The 19,931-nt window shown below is 38.4% G+C and carries 20 protein-coding genes; 8 read left to right on the top strand and 12 right to left on the bottom strand.

Going from position 1 to position 19,931, the window contains the following annotated elements; all coding sequences use genetic code 11:
• Positions 1-8: 8 nt before the first annotated feature.
• The 5 genes from AOB46_RS13230 to apaG all read left to right on the top strand — a co-directional run bounded on the left by AOB46_RS13230 (position 9) and on the right by apaG (position 7,379).
• Positions 9-1,490 (top strand): hypothetical protein, encoded by a 1,482-nt coding sequence (locus tag AOB46_RS13230; protein WP_062700107.1) that lies wholly within the window; start codon positions 9-11, stop codon positions 1,488-1,490.
• A 151-nt stretch (positions 1,491-1,641) separates the two neighbouring features.
• Positions 1,642-2,682: an SRPBCC domain-containing protein gene (locus tag AOB46_RS13225; protein WP_062700105.1), complete on the top strand. Its 1,041-nt coding sequence runs from the start codon at positions 1,642-1,644 to the stop codon at positions 2,680-2,682.
• 124 nt (positions 2,683-2,806) lie between these two features.
• Positions 2,807-5,617 carry a 2-oxoglutarate dehydrogenase E1 component gene (locus AOB46_RS13220; RefSeq protein WP_062700103.1) on the top strand — a complete coding sequence of 937 codons (2,811 nt, stop codon included), beginning with the start codon at positions 2,807-2,809 and terminating at the stop codon, positions 5,615-5,617.
• A gap of 39 nt (positions 5,618-5,656) precedes the next feature.
• Positions 5,657-6,910, top strand: a complete 1,254-nt coding sequence (gene odhB, locus AOB46_RS13215; RefSeq protein WP_062700101.1) for a 2-oxoglutarate dehydrogenase complex dihydrolipoyllysine-residue succinyltransferase — start codon at positions 5,657-5,659, stop codon at positions 6,908-6,910.
• 94 nt (positions 6,911-7,004) lie between these two features.
• A complete protein-coding gene (gene apaG / locus AOB46_RS13210) occupies positions 7,005-7,379 on the top strand; it encodes a Co2+/Mg2+ efflux protein ApaG (RefSeq protein WP_241489210.1) in 375 nt (124 codons plus the stop codon).
• Between the two features lie 48 nt (positions 7,380-7,427).
• On the opposite strand, the gene AOB46_RS13205 is transcribed toward apaG, so the two are convergent.
• From AOB46_RS13205 to AOB46_RS13195, 3 genes are read right to left on the bottom strand one after another with little or no spacing between them, the layout of a single operon-like run.
• Complete coding sequence (locus AOB46_RS13205) at positions 7,428-7,982, bottom strand: 3'-5' exonuclease (RefSeq protein WP_062700096.1); 555 nt, start codon at positions 7,980-7,982, stop codon at positions 7,428-7,430.
• A 35-nt stretch (positions 7,983-8,017) separates the two neighbouring features.
• Positions 8,018-9,004, bottom strand: coding sequence for a glycosyltransferase family 2 protein (locus AOB46_RS13200; protein WP_062700094.1), 987 nt, complete (start codon positions 9,002-9,004; stop codon positions 8,018-8,020).
• Between the two features lie 6 nt (positions 9,005-9,010).
• Complete coding sequence (locus tag AOB46_RS13195; protein WP_062700092.1) at positions 9,011-9,895, bottom strand: lysophospholipid acyltransferase family protein; 885 nt, start codon at positions 9,893-9,895, stop codon at positions 9,011-9,013.
• 80 nt (positions 9,896-9,975) lie between these two features.
• Here AOB46_RS13195 and AOB46_RS13190 point away from each other — a divergent pair, with 80 nt between their 5' ends.
• Positions 9,976-10,548: a thioredoxin family protein gene (locus AOB46_RS13190; protein ID WP_062700090.1), complete on the top strand. Its 573-nt coding sequence runs from the start codon at positions 9,976-9,978 to the stop codon at positions 10,546-10,548.
• A 35-nt stretch (positions 10,549-10,583) separates the two neighbouring features.
• Here AOB46_RS13190 and AOB46_RS13185 read toward each other — a convergent pair whose 3' ends face one another.
• From AOB46_RS13185 to rpsF, 4 genes are all read right to left on the bottom strand, one after another.
• Entirely contained in the window at positions 10,584-11,945 is a 1,362-nt protein-coding gene (locus AOB46_RS13185; RefSeq protein ID WP_062700088.1) for an aldehyde dehydrogenase, read from the bottom strand.
• 261 nt (positions 11,946-12,206) lie between these two features.
• Positions 12,207-12,707: a 50S ribosomal protein L9 gene (gene rplI / locus AOB46_RS13180; protein ID WP_062700086.1), complete on the bottom strand. Its 501-nt coding sequence runs from the start codon at positions 12,705-12,707 to the stop codon at positions 12,207-12,209.
• A gap of 112 nt (positions 12,708-12,819) precedes the next feature.
• Entirely contained in the window at positions 12,820-13,122 is a 303-nt protein-coding gene (rpsR, locus tag AOB46_RS13175) for a 30S ribosomal protein S18 (RefSeq protein ID WP_007844708.1), read from the bottom strand.
• A gap of 31 nt (positions 13,123-13,153) precedes the next feature.
• Positions 13,154-13,495, bottom strand: a complete 342-nt coding sequence (gene rpsF / locus AOB46_RS13170; protein ID WP_062700083.1) for a 30S ribosomal protein S6 — start codon at positions 13,493-13,495, stop codon at positions 13,154-13,156.
• 176 nt (positions 13,496-13,671) lie between these two features.
• Between rpsF and AOB46_RS13165 the strand changes: the two genes are divergently transcribed.
• A complete protein-coding gene (locus AOB46_RS13165; protein ID WP_131724375.1) occupies positions 13,672-14,241 on the top strand; it encodes a hypothetical protein in 570 nt (189 codons plus the stop codon).
• Here the strand turns inward: AOB46_RS13165 and AOB46_RS13160 are convergent.
• The 5 genes from AOB46_RS13160 to AOB46_RS13140 form a co-directional block, all read right to left on the bottom strand.
• The gene (locus AOB46_RS13160) at positions 14,238-15,593 is read right to left on the bottom strand and encodes a chloride channel protein (protein ID WP_062700079.1); all 1,356 of its coding nucleotides are present in this window, start codon (positions 15,591-15,593) and stop codon (positions 14,238-14,240) included. The two genes, AOB46_RS13165 and AOB46_RS13160, sit on opposite strands and share 4 nt — an antisense overlap.
• A 207-nt stretch (positions 15,594-15,800) precedes the next feature.
• Positions 15,801-16,145, bottom strand: coding sequence for a hypothetical protein (locus tag AOB46_RS13155; RefSeq protein WP_062700077.1), 345 nt, complete (start codon positions 16,143-16,145; stop codon positions 15,801-15,803).
• On the bottom strand, positions 16,145-16,333 hold the full coding sequence (locus AOB46_RS13150; protein WP_062700076.1) for a hypothetical protein: 189 nt from the start codon (positions 16,331-16,333) through the stop codon (positions 16,145-16,147). The genes AOB46_RS13155 and AOB46_RS13150 overlap by 1 nt, the downstream gene beginning before the upstream one ends.
• A gap of 58 nt (positions 16,334-16,391) precedes the next feature.
• On the bottom strand, positions 16,392-17,699 hold the full coding sequence (locus AOB46_RS13145) for a dihydrolipoamide acetyltransferase family protein (RefSeq protein WP_062700074.1): 1,308 nt from the start codon (positions 17,697-17,699) through the stop codon (positions 16,392-16,394).
• Between the two features lie 63 nt (positions 17,700-17,762).
• The gene (locus tag AOB46_RS13140; protein ID WP_062700072.1) at positions 17,763-18,590 is read right to left on the bottom strand and encodes an S-adenosyl-l-methionine hydroxide adenosyltransferase family protein; all 828 of its coding nucleotides are present in this window, start codon (positions 18,588-18,590) and stop codon (positions 17,763-17,765) included.
• Between the two features lie 139 nt (positions 18,591-18,729).
• Here AOB46_RS13140 and AOB46_RS13135 point away from each other — a divergent pair, with 139 nt between their 5' ends.
• Entirely contained in the window at positions 18,730-19,686 is a 957-nt protein-coding gene (locus AOB46_RS13135; RefSeq protein WP_062700070.1) for a PhoH family protein, read from the top strand.
• Positions 19,687-19,931 lie beyond the last annotated feature (245 nt).

Genomic DNA, 19,931 nt, shown 5'->3' with positions numbered 1-19,931 from the left:
TTCAAAAGATGAACAAAAAAATTATTTTGCTGGTGGTTTTGGGAGGCATTTTTCTTCCAAAAGCCCAGGTGGGAATCAACAATTCTTCACCGGCGGCAACGCTTGATGTGACTTCAAAGACAACAGGAGCAACAGCAGGAACACCTGAAGGGCTTATCTCTCCACGTTTAACGCTTTTGGACCTTAATCAAAAATCTTCTGCTTACACAATAGCCCAGACCGGGACTTTAATTTATGTAACGGATGCCTCTAATGCTACCCCATCAGGGAAAACGGTTAATATTACAACAGTAGGATATTATTATTTTGACGGAACTTTATGGCAGAGGATGTCCGCAGGCTCCGGCTCTGGAGTGAATAATATTTATACCAACAACGGTACCCTGCAGGCTAATCGTATTGTGGCAATGAATGATAAGACCTTAGGGTTTACAGTTACAACACCTTCTGTTAATCAGTTTAGTGTTGACGGATCATTATTTTCAATTGACACCCAAAATGACAGGGTTGGGGTAGGAACATCCACACCTCAGCGAACCCAGCATGTAAACGGAAGCCTTCAGGTTACTAATGAGCTTAACGTAGGCGGTAATGCCACAACGGCAGGAAGTGCAGGAACAGCAGGTCAGGTACTTACTTCCGGTGGTCCTGGAGCAGCCCCGACCTGGGTAAATGCCCCTGTAGATACCAACACGAATATTTATAACACCGATGGAACCCTTACCGGCAACAGAACCGTAACACAGGGAGCCAATACGCTAGCCTTTACCGGAACCTCAGCCAATGCCTTTTCAGTGGACGGAACTACCCTTTCCGTAGATGCTTCGGGGAACAGGGTTGGAATAGGGACTACTGCACCAAGCAGAGCATTGGAAGTGAATGCTGCTTCAGCGCCTATAAGAGTAACTACTTTACCGGTTGTTACTTCTACAGTTCCTTCTTCCGGTACCGTTCCTTTAGTGATTGATAATACTACAGGGGATATCTATCAGGGAAAATCTTCAGAACTGCTTTTTGCCAACTATGACTTTATCAGTAACACCGGAGTTAGTGTAAGTACTACTGCAGGAAACACAGCAATCAGTACCGGGACAGGTAATATTTATAATACAACATTTACTATAGCAAGGCCGGCAATAATTACTATCTCTTACAGTGTATCTTCAGGTTTTTTGAATACGTCAGGGGTAAGACTTACAGATTCAGCTTTTTATCTTGCACAAACAAGCCTTAAAGTAACTAATACGGTAACAAATACAATTATTCAGGACAATTTTGGATATGGCGCAAGTAACTATACCAATGGTGCAACTAGTAATACCATTCTCAATGGCTATACCTACAATACATCAACCGCTATGATTGATCTGCCTGCTGGAACCTACCGGCTTGATATGACCGGATATGCAGTGTGTGCCTCAGGGCGAAATGTTAGAGTAACTTTTGGACAATGGTTTGATCAGTTGCAAATTAAAGCAGATTATAAATAATAGCTGAAAAATAATAAAAGAACCCCTGCTGCCTGAAAAATTGATATAAAACAGCTTAAAAGAATATTTTTGAGCTGTTTTTATACTACAATTTATACTACAAAATGATCTGCTTATTGGTCACTTTTTTTATTTGTATTACTTTTGTGTGATGCGTTTTTTTAAAATAACAGCCGTAATTCTTGTTCTTCTGGTTGGAGCTTATGCTGCTTCCATGTATTATTTTGTGGATGAAAATAAAGATTTTAAAATTGAAAAAGAGATTGATTATCCCCTTGATAAAGTCTTTTCCCAGTTTAATAATCTGCAGCATTTTACCCGATGGAATAACTTTTTTACAAGTTCGCCGTCTATTGATATTGATTACTACACTCCCTATGAAGGACAGGGGAGCGCTATCAGCTATGTAGACCCTAAAAATGATACAGACGGAGAAATGTTCATCCGCTATGAAAATCCTAACAGATCGTTAAGATATCAGCTTTTTGAGGACCGTAATGAAAATCCTACAGTGGTAGAAGTGAAGTTCAAAGCTGTTTCCGCTGAAAAAACCAGAATTATCTGGAATGTACATACTCCCAAGCTTTCTGTTCTCAGAAGGGTTGAGAATTTCTGGACTGAGGACCGTTTTGCTGAAAATATCAATAAAAGCATGGTCAATCTGAAAAATGTTCTGGGTAATAAGGTAGAAAAAGACAATCAGATGGCTTCCATCAAATATGACAGCCTTATGGTGGAAAATGAAGAAGATAAAGTGCTTTTGGGAACCAATGTAAGTGCATCGAACAAAAAAGATGCACTGTACAAAAATATCGTCATGAACTACAGCAAAGTCTACAATTATGTAACGATGGATCTGGGTAAAAAAGATGATGAATTCGGATATCCGGTGCTGATTACGGATGCAGATAATTATAAAGACAAAGAAATATCGTACTTTCTGGGAATCCCGCTTTCCAGGAAGATTGGTGTGACGGATAATAACTTTAATTTCAGAACCGTAAATCCGTCTCAGAATTACATCATATACTACAAAGGAAGTTACGAAGGCAGAATAAGGGCAATTCAGCAGCTGATTCAGAAAGCCAAAAAAGACGAGATGCGCTTCGGAGATATTCGTGTGACTTTCATTGAGCGTCCGATAGAAGGGCAGGAAGTGAATGTTAAGCTCTCATTATCAGTATTTAAGTAAATTTAAAAAAATAATTTTTTCGATAATTTTTTTTAATGCCTTCAGGCTGTTCCAAATCGGTTTTTTTTATTAAATTTGAAGATTAATTCTACAAATAAATTTTAATAATAGATAAACTGTAATAATGGACAGATTTTCATTCCTAAACGCAGCTCATTCTCAGTTAATTGAGGATTTATACCAACAGTACTTAAAATTCCCGGATTCTTTAGAGCCATCATGGAAAGCCTTTTTTCAAGGTTTCGATTTTGCTTTGGAGAACTACGGAGATGACGATAACATCCAATACACCCAGGCTCCGGCCAGCGCTGCACCAGTACAGCAGATTTCTCAGGCCGTAGCAGGCGGAGAAGTTCCGGAACACATCAAAAAAGAGTTCAAAGTAGTAAACCTTATTGAGGCTTACAGAACAAGAGGACACCTGTTCACTAAAACAAACCCGGTTAGAGAAAGAAGACATTACACTCCTACTTTAGACATCGAGAATTTCGGACTTTCTAAAGAAGATTTAAATACCAAATTCAACTGTGCTGTTGAAACAGGGATGAAAGAACCTGCAACATTGGCAGATCTTATCAAGCACCTGGAAAACATCTATTGCGATTCTATCGGAGTGGAATATATGCACATCAACAATGTTGAAGAAAAAGATTTTATCAAAAGATGGCTTCAGGTTAATGAAAACCATCCAAGTCTTTCTGCCAACGAAAAAACAGAAATCTTATTAAAATTAAATCAGGCGGTAGCCTTTGAAAATTATCTTCACACCAAATTTGTAGGACAGAAAAGATTCTCACTGGAAGGAGGAGAAACATTGATTCCCGCTCTGGATCAGCTGATCTCAAGATCTTCTCAGCTGGGAGTAGATGAAGTGGTATTAGGAATGGCCCACAGAGGAAGACTGAATGTATTATCCAATATCTTCGGGAAATCATACAAACAGATCTTCTCAGAATTTGAAGGAAAAGAATTTGAAGAAGACGTATTCTCCGGAGATGTTAAATATCACCTGGGATCATCAAAGAAAGTGAAAACCGCTTCAGGTGAAGAAGTTTGTATTAACCTTACCCCGAACCCGTCTCACCTTGAAACCGTAGCAGCTCTTGTAGAAGGGATCTGCCGTGCAAAGGTTGATGATAAGTATAAAGAATATTCTAAGGTTTTACCAATCATCATCCACGGTGACGGTGCTATTGCAGGTCAGGGGATTGCTTATGAAGTGGCACAGATGATGACGCTTGAAGGATACAGAACAGGAGGTACTGTACACATCGTTGTCAACAACCAGGTATCTTTCACCACCAACTTCCATGATGCCAGATCTTCAACTTACTGTACAGACATTGCGAAAGTTACAGAATCTCCTGTAATGCACGTAAATGCAGATGATGCAGAAGCAGTGGTTCATGCAATGCACTTTGCTGCTGATTTCAGAGCAAAATTCGGAAAAGATGTATACATTGACCTTTTAGGATACAGAAAATATGGTCATAACGAAGGGGACGAACCAAGATTTACTCAGCCTAACCTGTACAAGGCAATCTCTAAGCACCCGAATCCAAGAGAAATTTATAAAGAGAAATTAATCAACGACAGTGTAATTTCTAACGATATCATCAAAAAGATGGAGGTAGACTTTAAAGCACTTTTAGATAAGGACTTTGATGCTTCCAAAGAGATCGAGAAAAACGTAATGGATGTGTTCATGGCTGAAGACTGGGTAAACTACCCGATCGGAAAAAAAGGAGCAGTTCAGTTACCGGTTGATACAAAATACGACCTGGCTAAATTGAAAGAACTTGCCCTTAAAATGTCAACGCTTCCTGCTGATAAAAAGTTCATCAATAAAATTACAAGACTTTTCGAAAACCGTATCAAGGCTATTGAAGGAAATTCATTAGACTGGGCGCTGGGAGAGTGGTTGGCTTATGCTACACTTCTTGTGGAAGGACACAATGTAAGAATTTCCGGAGAAGATGTGGAAAGAGGTACTTTCTCTCACAGACATGCCGTAGTAAAAACAGAAGATACGGAAGAAGAATATATCCCGCTAAGACACATTTCAGAAAGCAGATTTGATGTATATAACTCTCACCTTTCAGAATACGGGGTTTTAGGCTTTGATTATGGATATGCAATGGCTTCTCCTAATACATTGACGATCTGGGAAGCTCAGTTCGGGGACTTCGTGAACGGTGCTCAGATCATTGTAGATCAATATCTGGCTGCGGCAGAAGAAAAATGGAAAATTCAGGACGGATTGGTAATGCTTTTACCTCACGGTTCAGAAGGACAGGGGGCAGAACACTCTTCAGCAAGACTGGAAAGATTCCTTACCCTTTGTGCCAATGAAAATATGGTTGTAGCTAATGTTACTTCCCCTGCCAACTATTTCCACCTGTTAAGAAGACAGTTGAAATGGGCGTTCAGAAAACCATTGGTGGTAATGAGCCCTAAATCTTTATTAAGACATCCGAAAGTAGTTTCTCCGCTTGAAGATTTTGCAACAGGATCATTCCAGCCAATCTTGGACGATCCTACAGCAGATCCTAAAAAAGTAGAAAAATTAGTTCTTTGCTCAGGTAAACTGTATTTCGAATTATTAGCGAAAAAAGAAGAACTGAACTGTGAAAATATTGCACTGGTAAGATTCGAGCAGCTATATCCGCTTCAGACAGATGCTATTGAAGAAATCTTCAGCAAATATGAGAACAGAAAACAATTGATATGGGCTCAGGAAGAACCAGAAAATATGGGAGCCTGGTCTTATATCCTGAGAAACTTCAGAAACACAGGAATTGAAGTTATTGCTCCGGTACCAAGCGGTACTCCTGCTCCGGGAAGCCACAAAATGTTTGAAAAGAACCAGAATGCTGTAATCAACAGAGTTTTCGACAGAGACGATGCTCCTGTAAAAAGACCTGTAACAGCTTAATTTAAATAATAATCAATTAAAAAATAAAAAATACTCAATATGTCAGTTTTAGAAATGAAAGTTCCTTCACCGGGCGAATCCATTACAGAAGTTGAAATTGCAACTTGGCTTGTAAAAGATGGTGATTATGTAGAAAAAGATCAACCTATCGCTGAAGTAGACTCAGATAAGGCAACCCTGGAATTACCTGCAGAACAAAGTGGGATCATCACTTTAAAAGCAGAAGAAGGTGATGTAGTACAAGTAGGTCAGGTAGTTTGTTTAATTGATATGGATGCTGCAAAACCAGAAGGTGCTGCACCTGCTGCTGAAGCTCCAAAACAGGAAGAAGCTCCGAAAGCTGCTGAACCTGCTAAACAAGAGGCTCCGAAGCCGGCTGCTCCGGTTGCCGCTCCGCAAACTTATGCTACAGGAGCTCCATCTCCGGCTGCTAAGAAAATTCTTGACGAAAAAGGAATGGATGCAGGACAGGTAACAGGAACAGGAAGAGACGGAAGAATCACTAAAACTGATGCTGAATTAGCAGCTGTTCCTGCATTAGGAGGAAATCCTCTTACTGCTACCGGTTCAAGATCTACTACTACAACAAAACTTTCTGTTCTTAGAAGAAAAATTGCCCAGAGATTAGTTTCTGTGAAGAATGAAACAGCAATGTTAACTACTTTCAACGAGGTTGACATGTCTGAAATCTTCAGATTAAGAAAGCAGTATAAAGAAGAATTTGCTCAGAAGCACGGTGTAGGACTTGGTTTCATGTCTTTCTTCACCAAAGCGGTTACAAGAGCTCTTCAGATGTACCCGGATGTAAATGCATCTATTGACGGAGATTTCAAAGTAAACTACGATTTCTGTGATATTTCAATTGCGGTTTCAGGTCCTAAAGGATTAATGGTTCCTGTATTGAGAAATGCAGAAAATATGTCTTTCAGTGCAATTGAAGCCAATATCAAAGACCTTGCTACAAAAGTAAGAGACGGTAAAATTACAGTTGATGAAATGACTGGCGGTACGTTCACCATTACCAACGGTGGTACTTTCGGATCTATGATGTCTACTCCAATTATCAACCCTCCGCAATCTGCAATCCTTGGTATGCACAACATTATCCAGAGACCGGTTGCTGTTGATGGGCAGGTTGTTATCAGACCAATGATGTATGTTGCCATGTCTTATGACCACAGAATTATCGACGGAAAAGAATCTGTAGGATTCCTTGTAGCGGTAAAAGAAGGTATCGACAATCCTGTTGGAGTATTAATGGGAGGTGACGAAAGAAAAGGCCTTGGATTATAATTTTGTTAAAAATATAATATAACTTTACAATCTCGCCTAAAAAGGCGAGATTTTTGTACTTATTAAGGAAATACTCAAAATGATGTTTTCAAAAATGACCTCTAATATCAAAGTTTCAGTAATTCCTGAATATGATAGTAAAAACAGTTATCCATCCGAAAACCGCTATGTCTTTAAGTATAATATCACCATTGAAAATGACGGATTGTTCCCCATTAAGGTGCTCAAAAGAAAATGGCTGATCTTTGACGTAGGTTTTGGATATACCGAGATTATAGGTGACGGTGTAATCGGTTTAACCCCTGAGATCTCCGTGGGCGAAAATTTCGCTTATTTTTCCAATGTGATGCTCCGTTCCGGGGTAGGAAGCATGAGCGGAAAATACCAGGTTAAAAACATGGAGACACAGGAATTATTCGATATTGATATTCCTAAGTTTAACCTGTTATCCGAGGTTTTAAGCAATTAATTTTTGTACAGAATAAAATAGATACTGCAGGCTGGGATTGAAGAATGTTTAAAGCTTTTTGATCTTGGCCTTCATTACATCATGAACTTCCTCATTAGTCGTCAGAAAAAGCTTTTCAAAGGCCAATAATGAGATCTTGGCGCATACTTCAGCATCAGCACCAGCCCTGTGGTGATTAAATTCAATTTTATGATATTCCGCAAGAGGCTTTAATCCGTATTTCGGAAGATAATTCCAGGACTTTTTAGCCAGCTGTATGCTGCACAGGTAATTTAACTTGGGAGTAAACATTCCGTAATGCTCAAAACATCCTCTTAATACGCCTGCATCAAAACCTGCGTTATGGGCAATCATCAGGCTTCCATACATCATTTCTTCCGCTTCATACCAGATTTCATCAAAAGTAGGCGCATCCTTTACATCTTCAGGGGTTATCCCGTGTACGTCAATGTTAAATCGGTTGAAATAAGGAAAGCTTGGAGGCTTAATCAGCCACGTTTTGGTTTCCACAATTTTAGAATCCTGAACCACACAGATTCCCATCTCACAGGCTGAGCTTTTTTCGTGGGTTGCTGTCTCGAAATCTATTGCGCAGAAATCCATTTTATTGATTTAAATTTTAAAGTATGCTAAAGTTTTCATATCTGTTTTTTCCCTCCTAGAAAATGACTGAAAATTAGCCATTTCGCCTGGTAAAATTCATCTTTCTGACTTTTCTGACGAAGCTTCCATGTTCCGGCTGCCTGCCCATAAAACCCAAAGTGTGCTCTTACGACTGCCCAGAGATGTGGAAAGCCTTGTTTTAAGCCAAAATAAATCCCTGCTACACCATCAAGACAAAGTCTGAAAAAGATCAGCCAGATCAGCCTTGGAAAAGGTAAGTTTTTCAGCATCATGGAAAGATTGTTCCTGATATTGAGATATGTTTTCCGGGCACTCTGCTTATTGAGTGTTCCTCCGCCTACATGATATACTTTGGACTTTCCCGTATAAAAGATTTTTTTCCCGGAGTTAATAAGCCTCCAGCAAAGATCAATTTCTTCCTGATGGGCAAAAAACCGGGCATCAAAACCATTCTGTTCCCAAAAGTCTTTAGAACGGATAAAAAGACAGCATCCTGATGCCCAGAAGATCTCTGTTTCATCATCATACTGGCCCTTATCTTCTTCCAGTTCATCAAAAATACGTCCACGGCAATACGGATATCCCAGATTATCAATAAGACCGCCTCCGGCCCCTGCAAACTCAAAATATTTTTTATTGTTGAATGACAGGATCTTAGGTTGAACCGCAGCGATAGAAGGATTTTTTTCAAATACTTTCATAACAGGATCAATCCAGTTTTCAGTAACTTCTACATCGGAATTAAGAAGGCAGTAGTATTCATTCTGAATATCTTTTAAGCCTTCGTTATATCCGCCTGCAAACCCATAGTTTTGATCATTTTTAATGATTTTGATCTCAGGATAATGAGCTTCAAGAAAAGCTATGGAATCATCAGTAGAAAGATTATCAATCACATAAATATCAGCTTCCTGAGAAAAACGGACTACATTGGGAAGAAACTGTTCAAGCCATCTTCTGCCGTTCCAGTTCAAAATGGCAATTCCTAATTTTTTCTGCATCTGGATCTATATTTTTTCAGAATCAAACGTTTTGATAGAGTCCTGATATTTCCACTTTCTGTGTGACCATAGATAATTGTCGGGCCTTTTGTGAAGTGTATTTTCTAAAAGCTTGTGGAACTTTTTTACAACCTCGTGTTCAACGAATTTTTCTCCGTCCGGATAAATCCTGTGATAATTGACCTGATAGTAACCCCGTTTTACCTTTTTCATTTCACAATAGATAAAGGCAAGGTCCATTCTGGTCGCCAACTTGTCGTATCCGATAAAAGCAGGTGTTCTTTGATTTAAAAAATCCAGTCCGTAATTTACATGGGCAACATGAGGAGTTTGGTCTGCCACAAACATATAAGCAGAATCTCCGTCATTTTTAGATCTGAAAATGTTCATGATTACCTCATTGGCTTCCAGGGCTTCATTTCCGAATTTATTACGGACTTTTTTCATCTGATTTTCCCAGAAATCGCTGTTTACCTTTCTGTATACGGGATGGCAGTGTTTCTGGGGAATAATTCTGGCAAGTGCATTAATCCATTCCCAGTTGAAGACATGGCCTGCAAGCAGAATAATATTTTTCCCTTCAGCTTTGGCTTCGTGAAACAGTTCCTGATTGATATGCTGCATCCTGACTCTCGATTCCGTTTCGGAAATGCTGAATGATTTAATTGTCTCTACAAGGTAGTCAGAGAAATTACGGTAGAATTTCTTTCTTATTTTCCTGATCTCCTCTTCAGATTTATCGGGAAAAGAATTGCGTAGATTCTGAGTAATGACCTTCTTCCTGTATCCCACAAAATAATAATTTAGGAAAAACATAACGTCCGAAAAAATATACAATACCTTAAGCGGAAGTTTTGAAATGAGGAATAATATTTTGATTAAGAAATTCATAAAACACGCAAATTTAGTGATAATAAAATTATGGTTCTATTTTTGCTTGCAATAAGTATTATTTTTTTTATTTTTATGTTATGAAAAATTTAGCAGTGATTGCTTTCTTGGGACTAAGCACATGGGCCTTTTCCCAGGATGCCCAAAAGATGAAAGAAGACAGAATGCATGACAACGCTCTTCTGGTTAAGACAGACCATGCGGAGTTGGAAGCAAAGAAGAAAGCGGGTGAGGAGAAAGCAAAACTTCCCAAGCCTTACGATCCGAAGGCTGATGCTCAGGCTGATCTTAATAAATTAATTGCCCAGGCTAAAAAAGAAGGAAAAAATATTATGATCCAGGCCGGAGGAAACTGGTGCATCTGGTGCCTTCGTTTCAATAATTTTGTACAGACCACTCCTGAATTGAAGAATATTGTAGATAAGAAATATTTATATTATCACCTGAATTACTCTCCGGATAATGAAAATCCAAAAGTTTTTTCAAAATATATCAATATCAAAGAAAAGCAGGCTTATCCTTTTTTCATTGTCCTTGATAAGAACGGGAAAAAAATTCATGTGCTGAAAGACAGCTCAGTTCTTGAAGAAGGAAAGGGCTACAGTCTGGAAAAGGTAAAAGAATTCTTTAATCAATGGACGCCTAAGTCTTAAAAAAATAAAAACCGGAATTTTTTCCGGTTTTTTATTTACAGCAGTTTTCTGATCCAGTTTAATTTTTTATCAGAATAGGGAGGATATTTCACATTAGGTTCTCCCCATGTCGCTTTTTCCAAAACAGATTTTTGGTGTGAAAACGCTTCGAAACCATATTTTCCGTGATAGTTTCCAATACCGGACGCTCCGGTTCCTCCAAATGGAAGCTGATCATTGCTTAAATGCATTACCACGTCATTGATGCAGCCACCTCCAAAAGCGAGTTTTCTTGTGAATAGCTCTTTTTCTTCTGCGTTATTGGTGAAAAGATAGGCTGCAAGCGGTTTTTCCATTTCTAAAATCGTATTAAGAACCGTATTGACATTTTTAAAGCTGATGACAGGCAGAATCGGACCGAAAATTTCTTCCTGCATAACAGGATCTTCCCAGGTAACAGAATGCAGAATAGTAGGTTCTATATAAAGCTTTTCTTCATTGAAATTTCCTCCGAAATAAACCTTCTCAGGATTAATGAGACGGATCAGTCTCTGAAAGTTCCTGTGATTGATAATCCGGGTATATTGCGGTGAATCAGATGCATACTGAAACACCCGGATAAATTTCCTGAGCATTTCTGTGAACTGCTCTTCTACAGATTCTTCTACGAGTAAATAATCCGGGGCTACACAGGTTTGCCCGGCATTCAGAAATTTTCCCCAGACTATTCTTTTGGCCGCTGTTTCCAGATCGGCATATTTCGTTACAATAGCAGGTGATTTTCCGCCTAATTCAAGAACAACCGGCGTTAGATGCTCGGCGGCCGCTTTGTAGATGATTTTGCCTACTTTGGTGCTTCCGGTGAAAAATATTTTATCAAATCTGAATTTCAGTAACTCCGTAGTTTCATCTATTCCGCCTTCATACACATGCAGATATTCAGAAGGAAAGTTTTCATTAATGATTTTCGACATGGCTTTCATGGTATGGAATGCAATTTCACTGGGTTTAAGAAGACAGCAGTTTCCCGCTGCTATAGCTGCAACCATAGGAGAAAGTGAAAGCTGATAAGGGTAATTCCAGGCACCAATCACCAGAACACAGCCCAAAGGATCCTGATAAATTCTGCTTTTCCCGATCTGATTCACCAGGTTGGTCCTTACTTTTTTCGGTTTTGAAAGTGAGTGGATATTTTTCAGGTAATAATCAATATCATTCAGGACAAAAGAAATCTCCGTTGTTAAGGTATCAAACCTTGATTTACCAAAGTCTTTATCAATGGCTTCGTATAAAAGTTCATCATTTTTTATGATAAGATCCCGGAGTTTTTCAAGATACATTTTCCTGAATGGAATATTTTTGGTCTGCTGGGTCTTAAAAAAGTCTCTTTGAGCGGATATGATGTTCTGAATTTCCATAAATCACATTTCCGGAGGTACAGCAAATTTTCGGCCTAAAATAGTTTATAGTACGGGATCAATGTATAAAAAAATAAAGAAAATGCATTTTTATTGATTGGGGAGGTAAGCAAACAGAGGGGATAGCGAAGTGTTTTCAGGATAAACAAGGTCACTTTTCTTACTTCCGAAATATCAGAGAGCAGAGGGTTATGGCTGTTAACCATAAAAAAACCACTCCAAAAATTGAAGTGGTTGTATGGTGAGAAAATTCCCGTCTGATTAAGCTTCTTCAGTTTTAGCTTCTTCCTTCTTAGGAGCAGGAGCTTCAACCGGTGCATCAGATACGATGTCAAACTCATAGTTGTATTCAACGTTTCTGTGAAGTCTGATAAGAGCTGAGAATTTACCAGTTCTTTTGATTGTGTTACCAGGAATCTTGATGTATTTCTTGTCAACAGAAACACCAGCTTTTCCTAAAGCTTCAGCTAGATCAGCATTGTTGATAGAACCGAATAGTTTATCACCAGCACCTACTTTTGCAGGAATAGTGATAGAAGTTTTCTTCAATTGCTCAACTACACCGTTTGCAGCAGCGATTAATTTAGCTTCTTCTTCTTTTCTGGCTTCAAGAGTAGCCTCAAGAGCCGCTTTGTTTTTTGGAGTAGCTAAAAGAGCAAATCCCTGAGGGATTAGGAAGTTTCTAGCATAACCTGGCTTTACGTTTACTGTATCAAACTCAAGTCCTAAGTTTTCTACGTCTTTTTTTAGGATAATTTCCATTGTTGTTGTCCTTTTTTAGATTTCAGAGGGCATCTGAAATCAAGTTAGAATTAAATTAGTATTATTCAGCAACAAAAGAAGAGGTTGCCCTCTTCCTTTATTATTTTTTGTCTTATTTCAATAAGTCAGCTACGTACGGCATTAAAGCAAGGTGTCTTGCTCTTTTGATAGCAGCAGAAACTTTTCTTTGATATTTTAGAGAAGTTCCGGTGTATCTTCTTGGTAAAATTTTACCCTGCTCGTTTACAAACTGTAATAAGAAGTCAGCATCTTTGTAATCTACGTGCTTAATTCCGAATTTTTTGAATCTACAGTATTTCTTTTCAGATTTAGTGTTGATATCAAGTGGAGTTAAGAATTTTACTTCTGATTCTCCTCCAGCTGAGGCTTGTTTAGCCATTTCATCTATTGCCATGTCTTGTCTTTTTAAAAAATTGGGTTAATAATTAAGCTTTAGCTGCTTTTACTTTACTTCTTCTAGTTACAGCGTACTCAACAGCGTGTTTGTCAAGTTTTGTAGTTAAGTAACGAATTACTCTTTCGTCACGTTTGAAAGCTAATTCTAGATCAGCAACTACAGTACCTTCACCTTTAAACTCGATTAAAGTGTAGAATCCATTCTTTTTTAATTGGATTGGATAAGCTAATTTTTTTAATCCCCAGTTTTCTTTAGCAACGATTTCGCAGTTCTTTTCTTTTAAAAGATCTTCAAATTTTTTCACTGCTTCCTCCACCTGTGCGTCAGATAGAACGGGAGTTAAAATGAAAACAGTTTCGTAATTGTTCATAATGTTAAATAAATTTGTTAATTATTTCGAGGTGCAAAAGTAGAAAATATATTTGTAATATGCAATATTAAGCTTAATATTTGTTGAGGATTTGTGATCACAGTTTTGTATATTAGCCAGCCCAAGAAATTAATAATACTATGAAAACTGAAATTTATATTTTTCCATTATTGCTTATGAGCACAGTATTTTATGCCCAGGATAAGATTTTCAAAAAGAATGGAGATCATTTCGAAGCAAAGATTACGGAAGTGGGAACTGTGAATATTGCTTATAAAGAACTGGATAATTTAACAGGTCCTGTCCGTTCTCTTGAAAAGGCGGAGATTTATAAGATAATATACGGGAACGGAAAATCTGAGATTCTTGGAAAATATGAAACAGCTGAGGAAGCCAAGGCTTTAATCATCAATAAAATTAATGAATTCGGTAGTGACCGTGATGATGAGAATTTTACGATACATGCAGAATTTGAAGGAGATAATATAAAAATAAATTCAATCAATAAAAAGGGTAAAGTTCTTAATGAAGGTGAGGTATGGGATTTAGGAAGAGTTGTCGACTTTCATCATATTTCAAAAAGAAAGAATAATACTTTTTTTCTAAATATTATAACCTACAAGACCCGGAATTCTAAAACAGAACTTGATAAGCTGGTAATTAAAATGACTGATTATGAAGCTGCTGAAGCCGTACTTGAAGCCATGAAAGATTTAAAGATTATGCTTAAAAAAAATCAGAGTTAATCTTTCTGACCTCTGATCTCTGTAAGAAAATTGACTTTAATTACATCGTACAAAGAGTGCCGGCTAACTAAAATTGAGGCAATGGAAGAAACCATTCCCGCAAGCATCAGGTGAAATATAAGCGAATGCCTGTCTGTCATTTCCAGTACAATAATAGCAGAAGTGAAGGGAGCACGGGTTATCCCGGTAAGAAAGGCAACCATTCCGGCAAGGATAACCACATTGGTTTCATTCGGGGTTAAATGAATAGCCCCTGAAATAACGGATCCTATGCTTGCCCCTGCTGTAAGTGCCGGAGCAAAAATTCCGCCTGCTCCCCCGGAAGTGAAAGAAAGGGCCGGACCAAGCATTCTTAAGATAGGAACATACCATTCTTCGTGTTTATTTTGAGTGAAAAGCACCCGCTCCATGATCTCTTTTCCTGAGCCCAGAATCTCCCTGTTGATGAAATAGGCGATAGAAGCAATGAAAAGAGCGCAGATCACCAGGAAGATCACATTGGATTTATCTGTAGTAAGCTTTCTTTTTTTCCAGTCACTCATTTTCAGCATGCTTACAGAGAGCTGGCTGGCGAGGATTCCGGCTGTTGCTGCAACAAGAATAATCGGGAACATAACCATCAGGGAAACATCATTGGTTTTTGGATATCCGAGATATAAATAAGATCCGGCTAATGTCTGAGCCGTTAAGCCCGCTATGATAACTGCGGTAAATAAAGCGGTTTTAAAGTAGTTGATATGCGTTTTTGAGAGTTCTTCCACGGCAAATACAATTCCACCGAGAGGGGTATTAAAAGCAGCTGCAAGCCCGGCCGCAGCACCGGTCATAATCATGTTTTTTTTAGAAATTTTTGGCCACCAGTCCGGAAGATATTCATTCACTTTCCTGAATACCGAGCCTGCAATCTGGATAGTAGGGCCCTCACGGCCTACAGCTCCGCCCCCGATAACCAGGATAACCGATGAAAGGATCTTAAAAACAATAATTTTAAGGCTTAAAAGGCTTCTGATTTTTTTATGTTCTTTAGGATTGGCCAGTTCTACAGCAGCCATTACCTGTGGAATACCGCTTCCTTTAGCATTGGGAGCAAATTCTTTTACCAGCCACCAGGAAAGGACAAATCCAATGGGGGCAATAATAAAGATCATCCATGCCTGCCAGTTGAGAATAAAGTTTAAAAGATGTTCGCCCCACGCAAAAATCTGGGCATACATCACTGCGAAAAAACCCGTGATTACCGATCCTATCCAGAAGGGGATGGCCTGAAGCAGATTGTATTTCAGCTGTTCATTCCGGATATTGTCAAAAGATTTTTTAAGGCTCCTGCGAAGCAGAATAAAAATTTTCAGCATGAGTGCAGTTTAGAAATGACATGTGAAAAATTATGAAAAATATCCGGGATTTAAAAATGTCCGGATCAAATAATTGGTAAAAGAAAGAAACAGAGGTAAAGCAGGAGGGGAGCAGAATATAGACACTCATTTTTCCGGTTATGTGTGGGTCAGGGGAAAAACCTGCACAATAAAAAAGCTTCCCTGGATAGAGAAGCTTTTAATTTATCATTTAAACCAGCCTAAAATTAAGCCGTACATAAATAAGAGGCCTGCAATTAATACAAAATTTGTATTTCTGAGAATCAGTTTTTTATTGCTTTGTAATACCAATGCTTCAATAAACATAATAATAGCCCAGAGTGCGTGGAAAGCCATCATAAACAGCAGGTAGCCCACAGCTCCCAAGCCGTATTCATCATGCATGGCAATCCCAAAACCAACTGTTCCGGCAATAAGGACGGAAAGACGGATTAAAACATGTTTAACAACGTTTTGTTCTGGAGTTTTAGGTACTCCTGTTTCCTCTTTTTCGTCTTTAAGCTCAAAAAGTTCTTTTAGTTCGGGATTCATTATTTCTGTTTTTTATAAAGAGTGATAAAAAATGGAAGCAGACCCGCAAAGGCAATAAGGTTCAGAACACCAAACAGCCTGAATACAGGCAATGAATAGACCTCGAAAAAACTCAGGACAATCTGAACAAAATCAATAAGAACGATCACAATCAGTGAGATGATAGCAATTAACGTTGTATTTTTCATGTTCTTATTGATCTTGTATATTATTTAAAGTTGATTTAAATTCTTTCGAATGTATGTGTTAGATTTCAGTATTAAGATCCCAGTTTTCAAGGTAATCGTGAACGTGTTTCAGCATCATTCCTCCAAGAGAACCATCTACCACTCTGTGATCATAAGAGTGAGACATAAACATTAAGTTTCTGATCGCAATCACGTCACCGTCTTTCGTTTCAAGAACAGCAGGTTTTTTAACGATTGCTCCGATAGCAAGAATTGCTACCTGCGGCTGAGGAATAATCGGAGTTCCCATAAGGTTTCCAAAACTTCCTACGTTAGAGATGGTATAGGTGGCTCCCTGAGTATCTTCCGGTCTCAGTTTTTTGTTTCTTGCTCTGTACGCCAGGTCGTTGATAGCTTTTGCAAGACCTGAAAGGGATAACTGATCGGCATTTTTGATGACAGGTACGATAAGGTTTCCGTCCGGAAGGGCAGTCGCCATACCGATATTGATATTTTTCTTTTTAATGATATTTTCACCGCTTACAGAAACATTGATCATTGGGAAATCCTGAATAGCTTTCACTACTGCTTTTACAAAAATCGGCATGAAAGTCAGTTTCTCACCTTCACGTTTTTCGAAAAGAGCTTTGTTTTTATTTCTCCATTTCACTACGTTGGTCACATCTGTTTCAATGAAAGAGGTAACGTGCGGAGCAATCTGTTTAGCTTTTACCATGTTTTCGGCGATGATCTTTCTCATTCTGTCCATTGGAATGATCTCATCACCTGCAGCGGCAGTAATGGTTGCAGCTGGTGCTGAAACAGGAGCCGGAGCAGAAACAGTCTGCTGAACCGGAGCGGCCTGTTGAGGCTGGTTTCCTCTGTTGGCTACATAAGCCAGTATATCTTCTTTGGTAATTCTTCCTTCTAAACCGCTTCCTTTGATGGTTTTCAGTTCTGCTTCGGAAATATTTTCCTGCTGTGCAATAGATTTTACCAATGGAGAAAGGTAAAGATCTCCTGAAAATTCTACGTTTGAAGCAGCTACTTTTAACGGTTCTTCAATGGTTTTTAAAGTGTCTGCATCCGGAGCTGCGGCAGGGGTTTCGGTTTTTACTTCTTCTGAAGCTGTATTTCCGCCTTCACCTTCAATTTCTAAAATAGCAATGGCTTCACCAACTTTCGCAACTTCGTCTTTTTGCTTTAAGATTTTCACAATTTTCCCCGAAACTGGTGTCGGAACGTCTGAATCTACCTTATCTGTTGCAATTTCTACTACGGAGTCATCCTCTTTTACACTATCACCTTCATTGAATAACCAAGTGATAATCGTCGCTTCCATAACACCTTCTCCCATTGAAGGAAGCAATAATTTGTATTCTGCCATTTTTAATTTTTAGATTTTGACAAATATATAAAAAAAATCGGTTTTTTTATGAAATATATAATTTTAGAAAAATTCAATATAGATATTTTCACCTACATTCAGTCCAAACAGGCTTTTCGCGCCGTTTTTCTTGCTTCCTTTATAGATCGTAAGCTCTAACAGCTGGCTGTCATTGAAGATCGCTGCAGACTGGCCGTGAAATTCCGTTTCCCTTTCCCAATCTGAGACCACTTCTGTATGGCTGGAAAAGACTCTGGAAAGCGTTAAATTCCTGAATTTGATCATAAAACTTTCATGCCCTTTGCTGATTGTTTCAAAGAGATCTTTGCTGATATTCGAGATTATATTTCCGAAATTGTCAATATAGGTTACTTCCCCGATAATCATCTTTTCCGATTCGTTATAAACCGGTTTTGGGAAAAGAAGCTGTTTGGCAGATTCTATTTTTCTTCCGATAACTTCAGGAAGTCCGCCTCCGGCTAAATGTACTGCTGCAGGAACAAAAACATCGGTAGAAGTAAAGTCTACCACATCATCAAAACGGCTGTTCAGCGTGATCTCATAAATAGCTTCCGGTTTTATATCAAAAAAGATTAGGCTTAAAAGCCCGTTGTCTGCAGCCAGAAAGTAAGAGCCGTCCGCTTTATAGAGAATATTTTTTCTGGACCTATTGTAAAAACTGTCTACAGAAAGGATATGAATGGTCCCTTTAGGGAAATATTTATAAGCATTACGAACAATATAAGAGGTCTGTATAAGATTGAATGCCTGGATATCGTGGGTTATATCAATAATATTAACCTCAGGGTTTAGAGACAGAATTTTGCCTTTCACAGCAGCAACTCTGTAATCTAAATTTCCGAAATCCGAAGTAAGGGTAATAATTGACATGGACTGTGAGGTAGAATAAATAGTGTTTCCTGCAAAGTTATTTAAAATAAAAGGAAAGCCCGAAAGATTATGGAAAAGAATTTCATATAAATTTGAAAAAAAACGTTAAATTTAAAATCTAAAAAAATAAAAATACTGCATGTTTGAATTAACCTATGATCTGGAAGATGTTGATGTAAAGATCTTCTACGGTGTTAATAACCAATATTTCAATTTAATAAAATCAAGCTTTCCGACACTTAAAATTACAGGAAGAGACCATTTTATCTTCGCCATGGGAAATCAGGAAGCTTTAGACATACTTAAGCAGAAGCTGAATGATATTGTTAAATTTATTTCTAAAAATAATTCCATTGAGTTAAAGGATGTGGAGAATATCCTGAATATCAAAGACGAAAATGAGAAGCATCTGATTTTTGATCAGGATATTATTGTAAAGGGCGTAAATGGTAAGGTTATAAAAGCAAAGACCACCAATCTTAAAAAACTTGTTAGAGAAACAGAGAAAAAAGATATGGTTTTTGCCATTGGACCTGCCGGAACCGGAAAGACATATACCAGTGTGGCACTGGCTGCAAAAGCTTTGAGGGATAAAGAAGTGAAAAGGATTATCCTTACCAGACCCGCGGTAGAAGCAGGGGAAAGCCTTGGTTTTTTACCGGGAGACCTTAAAGAAAAGCTGGATCCGTATTTACAGCCATTGTATGATGCACTCCGGGACATGATTCCGCATGAAAAGCTGGAAGGATTTATGGAGAAGAAAGTCATTGAAGTGGCACCGCTTGCTTTCATGAGAGGAAGAACACTGGATGATGCATTTGTGATTCTTGATGAAGCCCAGAACACCACACATGCCCAGATGAAAATGTTTCTTACAAGAATGGGGATGAATGCTAAGTTTATCATTACAGGAGATCCCAGCCAGATTGACCTTCCGAAAAATCAGCAGTCAGGATTGAAAGAAGCGATGAGAATTCTGAAAGACGTTAAGGAGATCGGTTTTGTACATCTTACCGAAGAGGACGTAGTAAGACATCCTGTGGTAAGAAAAATCATTCTGGCCTATAACGATGAAGAAAAAAGACTGAGAGATTAAATTCTGTCATCTGAAATTATCTATTAATGAATCAATAGTGGCGGGGAATGCATATTCCCCGTTTCATACATATGCTGGATTCCGTTGCAGAATATCTGTACGGTGGAAACGGCTGTAAGGGTTAAAATCGCTCCTGTGTTCACTTGTTGATTTAATAAAGCGTACTGATAATTATATAGCTTTATCAGCAACGAAGTCATACTATTTTACCCACCCAAAATAAAGTGGAATTCTTAATGATCTTT

This window comes from Chryseobacterium indologenes (assembly GCF_001295265.1).
GTDB classification, from domain to species: domain Bacteria; phylum Bacteroidota; class Bacteroidia; order Flavobacteriales; family Weeksellaceae; genus Chryseobacterium; species Chryseobacterium indologenes_A.
Note: the sequence above shows the minus strand (reverse complement) of the source record. Positions and strands in the feature narration are given on the sequence as shown.